The sequence below is a fragment of the Shewanella sp. SM32 genome (assembly GCF_025654235.1).
In the GTDB taxonomy this organism is placed as follows: Bacteria; Pseudomonadota; Gammaproteobacteria; order Enterobacterales; family Shewanellaceae; genus Shewanella; species Shewanella oncorhynchi.
The window spans coordinates 82,404-90,114 of the sequence record NZ_JAKKRO010000016.1 but is presented as its reverse complement, the minus strand read 5'-3'; the positions used below and the strand labels follow the sequence as shown (position 1 = coordinate 90,114).

At 45.6% G+C, this 7,711-nt stretch carries 11 protein-coding genes; 3 read left to right on the top strand and 8 right to left on the bottom strand.

What is annotated here, in order from left to right; translation table 11 throughout:
- A partial coding sequence (locus L5M10_RS08990; protein WP_263147013.1) for an integrase core domain-containing protein occupies positions 1-241 on the top strand: 241 nt, incomplete at its 5' end.
- Between the two features lie 34 nt (positions 242-275).
- On the opposite strand, the gene L5M10_RS08985 is transcribed toward L5M10_RS08990, so the two are convergent.
- Entirely contained in the window at positions 276-551 is a 276-nt protein-coding gene (locus L5M10_RS08985; RefSeq protein ID WP_263196952.1) for a DUF1488 domain-containing protein, read from the bottom strand.
- Positions 552-556: 5 nt separating this feature from the next.
- Complete coding sequence (gene aroE / locus L5M10_RS08980; RefSeq protein ID WP_263196951.1) at positions 557-1,405, bottom strand: shikimate dehydrogenase; 849 nt, start codon at positions 1,403-1,405, stop codon at positions 557-559.
- A gap of 153 nt (positions 1,406-1,558) precedes the next feature.
- On the opposite strand from aroE, the gene L5M10_RS08975 reads away from it, so the two are divergent.
- Complete coding sequence (locus L5M10_RS08975; protein ID WP_263196949.1) at positions 1,559-1,996, top strand: group II truncated hemoglobin; 438 nt, start codon at positions 1,559-1,561, stop codon at positions 1,994-1,996.
- A gap of 34 nt (positions 1,997-2,030) precedes the next feature.
- Here the strand turns inward: L5M10_RS08975 and hemF are convergent, their stop codons facing one another.
- The 6 genes from hemF to L5M10_RS08945 all read right to left on the bottom strand — a co-directional run bounded on the left by hemF (position 2,031) and on the right by L5M10_RS08945 (position 7,068).
- Entirely contained in the window at positions 2,031-2,939 is a 909-nt protein-coding gene (gene hemF, locus L5M10_RS08970; RefSeq protein WP_263196947.1) for an oxygen-dependent coproporphyrinogen oxidase, read from the bottom strand.
- A gap of 25 nt (positions 2,940-2,964) precedes the next feature.
- Positions 2,965-3,531, bottom strand: coding sequence for an L-threonylcarbamoyladenylate synthase (locus L5M10_RS08965; protein ID WP_263183826.1), 567 nt, complete (start codon positions 3,529-3,531; stop codon positions 2,965-2,967).
- A 147-nt stretch (positions 3,532-3,678) separates the two neighbouring features.
- The gene (locus L5M10_RS08960; RefSeq protein ID WP_105253028.1) at positions 3,679-4,242 is read right to left on the bottom strand and encodes a type I DNA topoisomerase; all 564 of its coding nucleotides are present in this window, start codon (positions 4,240-4,242) and stop codon (positions 3,679-3,681) included.
- A gap of 119 nt (positions 4,243-4,361) precedes the next feature.
- Positions 4,362-4,835 carry a DUF494 family protein gene (locus L5M10_RS08955; RefSeq protein ID WP_263196945.1) on the bottom strand — a complete coding sequence of 158 codons (474 nt, stop codon included), beginning with the start codon at positions 4,833-4,835 and terminating at the stop codon, positions 4,362-4,364.
- A 2-nt stretch (positions 4,836-4,837) separates the two neighbouring features.
- Positions 4,838-5,854, bottom strand: a complete 1,017-nt coding sequence (dprA, locus tag L5M10_RS08950; protein ID WP_263196944.1) for a DNA-processing protein DprA — start codon at positions 5,852-5,854, stop codon at positions 4,838-4,840.
- Between the two features lie 83 nt (positions 5,855-5,937).
- Positions 5,938-7,068 (bottom strand): LysM peptidoglycan-binding domain-containing protein, encoded by a 1,131-nt coding sequence (locus tag L5M10_RS08945; protein WP_105250830.1) that lies wholly within the window; start codon positions 7,066-7,068, stop codon positions 5,938-5,940.
- Positions 7,069-7,193: 125 nt separating this feature from the next.
- Here L5M10_RS08945 and def point away from each other — a divergent pair, with 125 nt between their 5' ends.
- Positions 7,194-7,706 (top strand): peptide deformylase, encoded by a 513-nt coding sequence (def, locus tag L5M10_RS08940; protein WP_263196942.1) that lies wholly within the window; start codon positions 7,194-7,196, stop codon positions 7,704-7,706.
- Positions 7,707-7,711: the final 5 nt, after the last annotated feature.

The window sequence follows — 7,711 nt, the reverse complement described above, 5'->3', positions numbered from 1 at the left end:
GAGTCGCCGCGGGAATTGTTGGGATAACGCACCAATGGAGCGTTTCTTTAGAAGTTTGAAATCTGAGTGGATACCCGCTAGTGGTTATGGGAATTTTACAGAAGCAGATAAAGAGATCACAAATTACATCACTGGATACTACAGTGAGACCAGACCCCATCAATATAATGGTGGGTTAACGCCAAATGAGTCAGAACGTTTATATTGGAATGACTCTAAAACCGTGGCCAATTTTACTTGACCACTACACAGAAAACTATCTGAGTTCGATAAGTTTAGCCTAAGTGTACTGCCCCAAACTCATCAAACTCTTCGGCTTCAATTAAATCTTCCGCCATTTCTTCGGCATCAAATCTCACCGCATCAAACAATGCCAGCATAGCAGCAGCTTCATAGGCACTCGGCTGTTCAGAGAAATCATTCAGCTCGGCTAACTTATTCACACTGATATAGCACTTAATGTTCATCCCCTGTGACTGCGCGATAAAGCAGACTCGCTTGTGGGCGTCGTCCCAATATTGCAGTTCGGGAAAAAGAATACTTTGATTCATGCTTCCTACTTAGGCTCGGCCATTAGTTTATCCCTCAAAAGATTTAATACCACTTGAGTGTCGGGCTCGATACCTCGCCATAGGGTAAAACTCTTAGCCGCTTGTCCGACTAACATGCCGAGCCCATCAATAACCTTAGCTGCACCTTGAGATAGCGCCCATTGGTTAAACGCGGTGACCGAGGCGCCATACATCATGTCATAACAAACGGTTTGGGTGGTGATGATATGTGCTGGCAAAGGTGGCAACTCGCCCGCAAGACTCGCCGAGGTTGAATTGATGATGACATCGAACTCGCCCACAAGCTCATTCATTTCTACGGCGGTGACTCTATTTGCGAAAGCACCGTTATCCACCGAAGTAAAGATATCGACCAGAAGCTGTGCCTTAGTGTGAGTGCGATTACTGATGATCATCTGCGCAATTCCCGCATTTAATAACGGCAGAATACAACCGCGCGCCGCACCACCAGCACCAATAAGTAACACGCGCTTATCTTGCAGGCTGCCTAAGTTAGCGATGAGATCGGCCACCAGCCCTAAACCATCGGTGTTATCACCGCGAATAGTGCCATCGGCCAATAAACTTAAGGTGTTTACCGCGCCAGCAAGCTTGGCCTCTGGGCTGAGACTGTCACACAGCGCAAAAGCTTGCTCCTTAAAAGGCACTGTCACATTCGCGCCCTTGCCGCCCGCATTGAAAAACGCCGTCAGTGAGGCTTCAAAACCATCGACCGGAGCAAGAATGGCTTCATAGGTTAATAACTCTTGGGTGGGCGCGGCAAATTGTCCATGAATGAACGGCGATTTACTGTGGCTAATTGGATTGCCAAACACTGCGTATCTGTCTGTCATAGCGATATTAAATTTTAGGTTTAATGGCTTTGCAGTCTACCGCGCTTTTGAGCCTAGGCAAGACGAATTATGTTCAACTAAATTTCACGTTGGGTTTCACGCTATAATGCGCCATCGGCTCAATACTCTCTATTTTAGTGAACGACTATTCCAATGAACTGGCTTAAAAAGATTTTTAGCAAACACACTCCACCGCAGGATGATCGCGATCCGAGCCAATCTAACGCTTACGACTTAATCGGTGGCGAAAAAGTGATCCGCGCTATCACCAAATGTTTTTATCAGAAGATGGCAAGCTCCGCAGAAACGACAACACTGCTTGCCATTCATAGAGCGCCAATTGCGGAATCAGAGCAGAAGTTGTTCGAATTTTTAAGTGGTTGGCTCGGCGGGCCACAGCTCTATCAGCAGAAATATGGTCATCCCGCATTGCGAGCACGGCACATGCATTTCGCCGTCGATGAGGCGATGCGGGATCAATGGCTGTTTTGTATGAAATTTGCGATTGAAGAACACATTAATAAGCCAGAGCATCGAGCCGCCATTTATGAGGCGATTTCAACTCTGGCCGATCATATGCGTAATCAATAAAGTGGATGCTGTATCCACTTTATAAGATTAATGGCTAAAGCCAGTCGCGGGGTTTGAGGTAGTTATCGTACAAATCTGCCTCAGGGCTTCCCGCCTCTGGCGTATAAGCATATTGCCAACGCACTAATGGCGGCATCGACATTAAGATAGACTCGGTACGGCCGCCCGTCTGTAGGCCAAACAAAGTGCCTCTGTCGTAGACTAAGTTGAACTCAACATAACGACCACGACGATAGAGTTGGAACTGACGCTCACGCTCACCGAATTCAGTCTCTTTACGACGCTCGACAATCGGCGCATAGGCCGTTAAGAAGCCATTACCTACAGCTTGCATAAAGCTAAAGCTTTGCTCGAATCCTGCTTGATTCAAGTCATCGAAAAACAATCCACCCACGCCGCGGGTTTCATTACGATGCGGTAGGAAGAAATACTCATCGCACCATTTCTTATACTTGGGATAAACCTCATCCCCGAAAGGCGCGCAAATATCCTTAGAAGTCTGGTGCCACTCGCGCACATCTTCCTCGAAAGGATAATAAGGCGTTAAATCAAAGCCACCACCAAACCACCACACGGGATCGGCACCCTCTTTTTGAGCGATAAAGAAACGCACATTGGCATGAGTCGTTGGGATATAAGGATTATTAGGATGAATAACTAAAGAAACGCCCATAGCTTCAAAACTACGGCCCGCTAACTCAGGGCGATGCGCCGTAGCCGACGCAGGCATAGCAGCGCCAGTCACATGGGAAAAGTTAACCCCAGCTTGCTCGAACACTGCACCTTGGGTTAATACTCGGCTCGTACCACCACCGCCTTCGGCGCGAGTCCATGAATCGGCGGCGAACGTGGCTTGGCCATCCAGCGCCTGTAAACCAGCACAAATTCGGTTTTGTAGATCGATTAAAAACGCTTTTACCACTGCAACATCAGGCACACTCATCTTGTTATCCTTATTATTGGTTTGCTCATTGTCCATTTCGTAAAATCTTACCGCTTCGCGCATCGATAATGGTCGAGGGCTGACGTTGTTCGCCGAGTTCGCCTAATACCAGTGCATCGATTTTACCGGTAAAATCGGCGAGGATTTCAGCGGCAGTTAATGCGGGATCTTCACCTGCAAGGTTAGCGCTGGTCGACACTAAAGGTTTATTAAGTGCGCGGCACAGGGCTTGTACTCCAGCATGGGCCGACACTCGCACTGCGATAGAGTCAAATTCACCACAGAGGTATTTTGAAACCTGCGCTTTGATTGGCATGACAAAGGTAAAAGGCCCCGGCCACTTGGAAAATGCAAACTCGAGCTGCTCAACCGTTAATTGCGACTCATCAACATAAGCCAAAAGCTGCTGAAAATCACTGGCGACTAAGATCAGTCCCTTTTGCCATGGGCGCTGTTTTACAGCCAATAACTTTTGGATAGCAGTGTCATTATCTGGGTCGCAACCTAGGCCATAAACGGCCTCGGTTGGATAAGCGATAACACCACCGTTAAGCACAATATCTTTTATGTCAGATGGGTGCAGCTGCAACATCTTAGGATCACCTTTTGAGTATTGTCGATTTCAACAATCAAATTATTGGATAAATTCGAATACTGACCGCCCCATCAGCGGTCAACCGAGGATTATACGCAAGCCACTTTCATCGGCCAAATATTAAGATGCAGGCCACACAATAAACTAAAGTGGTCTTTTGTATTTACAGCTTTTTTGCGGGCATTCTAAACGCATCCCAGCCGCACCTTTACGCTCAACTAAGATCCCAAAACCACAACTCGGGCAAGCTTCAGCAACCGGAGGATAATTCACAATAAACTTGCACTTAGGGTAAGCACTGCAAGCATAAAAACTCTTTCCGAAGCGACTCGTTCTGTGCTCAAGCTTACCCGCTTTGCATTCAGGGCAGGGAATGTCAGGCTTATCACTCGCTTGATCCTGTTTTTCAATATGCGTGCAGCTAGGATATTGAGTACACCCAATAAAGATCCCAAAACGCCCAGACTTTACCGCCAGTTCGTGACCGCATTCAGGGCATACAGAACCTTCAATCACTTGAGTTTCAATGGATTCGTGCTGCACTAAGGGTCGAGTGTAATTACAGCTAGGGTAATTATTACAGCCAATAAAACCGCCGTGCTTACTGTGTTTGACCGATAACTCGCTGCCACATTCAGGGCAAAGTTCGTATTCTTTTTCCAGTGCGTGTTCGTGGGCACTAAATAATTGTTCATCAATCTTAGACATAATCATTCACCACCTGTCGTAGCGCATTAGGATATCAAGCGCAGTGCCATCAAGGAATTTATGGCATCAAAAAAGGAGGTCTTAGCCTCCTTTCTCTCATAATTCATCTTTCACAACAATTAAGAATGCAGTCGGCCTTCGGGCTGTTCGAAGATTAAATCTTCCATTTGCTCATAAGCGGACTCATGGCCAGGAGCATTAAACAGCACCATTAAGATAACCCATTTGAGATCTTCTAAAATCAGGGTTGGTTCATCCAACTCCATAACTCTATCGATCACCATTTCACGGGTTTCGACATTCAGCACTTTAACTTGCTCTAAAAACAACAAGAAACCGCGGGATTCTACATCCAGCTTGTCCATTTCGTCCTTTGTATAGATACGAAACGAATGCTGATCGTGATTACAAAGATAAGGTTTATTCCCTTCTTGTAATTCAGCTAAGCGCTCTAACCAAGTTAACGCTTTTAAAATCTCGGATTGATGAAATCCGGCACGAGTGAGTTCCTTGGTTAACTCGTCTTCATCAACTAGTAGTTCAACTTCACTGTGAACATAGTTTTCAAATAGATACATGAGGATATCAAACATGGCTAGCTCCTCTTTACTCTGACGTAACCACCGGGTACTGCTATTACCCAACCTTGCAACTCAAGTTCAAGCATTTGTTCTAACACCAGATCTATCGTTTTTCCACTATGTTCAACGACTGCATCAATTGATGTAGTTTCATAACCTACACTAGCTAACAGAGACGAAAATGGCAAATTACAAATCTCGTCTTGCTGTATATGGTGGCATAACTTCAATTCTTCAAGGTGGAAAGCGGTTAAACTTGCCAACTCTTCCACTATATCGGCAGCGGTTTCCACAAGCTTTGCTCCATCACGTAATAAATCATGACAGCCTTGATGGTAACCACCTAAGATTGAGCCCGGAACGGCAAACACCTCACGCCCTTGTTCCATCGCCAACCTAGCAGTGATTAAAGAGCCGCTTTTGCGACAGGCTTCAACCACAAGAGTACCTAAAGATAGACCGCTAATAATGCGATTTCGTTTCGGAAAATTACCCGCAAAGGGACCAGTATCAGGCCAAAACTCGCTAAGTATACAGCCTTGCCGCTGAATATCATGATAAAGCTGTCGATGTTTTCGTGGATAAATGATCTCTATGCCCGTACCTAGTACGGCAATAGTGCACCCTTGATGGTCAACACAGGCTTTATGGGCTGCCCCATCAATCCCCATCGCCATGCCACTACAGATACCAAATCCCATTGAGGACATCTCAGCAGCCAGTTGATAAGCGACCTGCAATCCGCCAGGAGAAGCATTACGACTGCCAACAATCGCAAGATAAGGAAGGGCTAACGCCTCTAAGCAACCTTTAACGAACAGGACGGCGGGCGGATCTGAGAGTTGTTTTAATAATGGTGGATAAAGCGGATCAGAGAAGCAAAGCAGATGATGATCGGCGGCTTGCTGTTGCCATTCGAGGGCGACATCCACTTTTTGATAATCAATAACAAGGCTATGGAGCAGATGATCAGATAAAGGTAGCGCTTGTCTCTCATGCTCTAACCTTTGTCTGAGGTCGTCCACTTCCATGTGCGTTAATAATTGTTGGATCCGAGCGGGTCCTAGCCCAGATACAGCACAAACAACTAACCAATCGACCAAATTTTCAGAGATTATAGACCTCTTAAGGCTAAAGATTCTGGGGCGATTAACTTATCGTCGACACGAACAGGCCGCTCGGTGGAGACAATCAAACCTAAGCTCGCCTTATCAAACACTTTAAACACTAACAACTTACCATGATAAACATCCGGCATCTTAACTGCACGATCCGAAGAGACTGACGCCATTAGGTTATCATAGGCAGTACGTTCAATTGCAGGAACCGGCATACCATCATTGTTGATAACAATAACCTCACCATCACGGTAAATAGAAAATACCACCCCAGGCTCGACGCCATCCTGAGTGCCTTTATCTAAGTACACGACATTCAACTTACCCGCTTCACGCAAATTTGATTCTGTTGCTAACACTAAAGCTGGTATCTTTAATTCCGCAGGTTTAGGAGTAAAGTAAGCTGACATCAAGGAATCACTTTCCATCGGCAATACTCTGAAGCCTGCTTTAGTTTCGCGAAAGCTCGTTAGCAACTTAATTTTTGAAACCTTACCAGACTCAATCACTTGCCCAGTAGACGACAAAATGGCTTCTTGTCCTAACGCTTCGCCTGACTCTTTATTGAAAAACTCGCGACCACGTTCGTAAATACCATATTTTTGGTTTATTGGCAGTTCAGCATCAATATAAATCACATCACCCACAATATGGTGACGCGATGGACTTTCACCTGCCAGCACCATAGGTTGCTCAGTAAGCCAGTGAGTCTCGACGACCCGATTCTGCACTAAATATTGTTCAATCAAGGCTAAATCAACGGCTGGAATAGCATTACTCTTAGCAATGACACGTCCCTCTGGACTCTTTTTTACATGGGGTTTAGCACTATCGACAGTAGCACCATTACGCACAAGGCGGGGCTGACCATCAATAAATACCAGAGTGAGTTGATCGCCAGGGTAAATAAGGTGGGGGTTAGCAATCTGTGGGTTTACATCCCAAAGACTCGGCCATTTCCATGGGTCATTCAGAAACGCGGCGGAGATATCCCAAAGAGTATCGCCCTTTTTCACTACATATGACTCAGGATGCCCCGCCTTAAGCGTCAGGGTATCTGCGGCAACAAACGTGCAATTGAATGTCATTAACGCGAGTAAAATTAACCGTTTCATGGGTATTTCCATGTTGTTTAACTCTTAGTTTGAGCTTTTACTGTTATTGGTAGGCACTAAAGATTAAAATTAACTCATTAGCATCAGTCAGTATAACTAACTGGCAGAGATTTGACAGACTTGTTAAGAGTTTATGTATGACACTATTAAAAGTATTACAATTCCCTGACGAAAGATTACGAACACAAGCCACACCCATCACAGAGTTTAATGCCGAGCTGCAGACTCAAATTGATGATATGTTCGAAACCATGTACCAAGAAAAAGGTATCGGTCTGGCCGCGACCCAAGTTGATTACCATAAACAAATTATTGTCATGGACTTACAGGATGAAGTCGAACGACCCAAAGTGTTTATCAACCCCGAAATTATCGCCAGCAGCGGTGACTTCTGCAATGAAGAAGGTTGCCTGTCGGTTCCGGGGATTTACGCCAAAGTCGATCGCGCCGAATTTGTCACGGTAAAAGCCTTAGACAGGCACGGTAACGAATTTATAGTTGAGGCCGATGAGTTATTTGCCATTTGTATTCAACACGAAATGGATCACCTCAAAGGCAAATTGTTTGTCGATTATTTGTCGCCGCTAAAACGTCAGCGGATCAAACAAAAACTTGAAAAAGCGGCCCGATTGGACGCCAAAGAAGCATAGGATCA